Source organism: Mesorhizobium sp. M7A.F.Ca.AU.001.01.1.1 (assembly GCF_004022735.1).
In the GTDB taxonomy this organism is placed as follows: Bacteria; Pseudomonadota; Alphaproteobacteria; order Rhizobiales; family Rhizobiaceae; genus Mesorhizobium; species Mesorhizobium ciceri.
Window position 1 is genome coordinate 1 of the sequence record NZ_RZPF01001333.1, and the last position, 534, is coordinate 534.

The 534-nt window shown below is 64.0% G+C and carries 1 protein-coding gene; it reads left to right on the top strand.

The window, feature by feature from the left end; genetic code table 11:
• Positions 1-85: 85 nt before the first annotated feature.
• Positions 86-534: serine dehydratase beta chain (locus EN884_RS38015; protein ID WP_281034880.1), on the top strand; the 449-nt coding region annotated here is incomplete at its 3' end.

Below are 534 nucleotides of genomic sequence, written 5' to 3' on the forward strand. Positions count from 1 at the left end.
GCAGCGCCGCGATTTCCAAAAGAGCGGAAACATCGTGGGAATTCCTATATGTAGTCCTCGACCTGACTCCAGGAGACAACGCCGCGTGTTCCTTTCGGTTTTCGACCTGTTCAAGATCGGCATAGGACCCTCGAGTTCGCACACGATGGGACCGATGACCGCCGCGGCGCGGTTTCTCGACGAGGTCGCGGGAAATGACTGGCCGCGCCCGGCGGGTGTGAAGGTCGACCGCCTTGGCGCCAGCCTGCACGGGTCACTCGCCTATACCGGCATCGGCCACGGCAGTGACCGCGCCGTCATGCTCGGCCTTGCCGGTCTGACGCCGCAGACGGTCGATCCCGACCAGGCCGATGGCATTGCCAGTCGCATCGCCGCCGAAAAGCGTATTTCGCCGCCCGGCCATCCCACCTATCGCTTCGATCCGGCCAGCGATCTGGTGCTGGACCGCAAGACGCCGCTCACCGGCCACGCCAACGGCATGGCGTTCTACGCCTATGATTCCGGCGGCCGCCTGCTGCTCAAGCGCATCTATTA